Genomic DNA, 235 nt, shown 5'->3' on the forward strand with positions numbered 1-235 from the left:
GGCAACCGCCAGCAGAAAAGAGAGTCGGTCTACCGGCAGCGAGATGGAGAAGTCATTTTTTCTGGCCCAGGCAACCAGTTCGGGGACTGTCTGGGAAAATTCACTCATACTTTATCCTTGCTCTGCGGTTTGCGCGCGGTGACATGAATATAACGCCCCAGGGTAATATACGGTTCCTGACGGCAATAACGCGTTTCTAATTCAAGTAATGCTTCATAGCAGTCGCGCTGCTGGT

1 protein-coding gene is annotated in these 235 nt (G+C 51.1%); it reads right to left on the reverse strand.

Annotated elements, in window-relative coordinates:
- A partial coding sequence (locus IEQ44_RS18435) for a hypothetical protein (RefSeq protein WP_193639492.1) occupies positions 1-108 on the reverse strand: 108 nt, incomplete at its 3' end.
- Between the last annotated feature and the right edge of the window lie 127 nt (positions 109-235).

It is taken from the genome of Nocardioides malaquae (genome assembly GCF_015070385.1).
Classification (GTDB): Bacteria; Actinomycetota; Actinomycetes; order Propionibacteriales; family Nocardioidaceae; genus Nocardioides; species Nocardioides malaquae.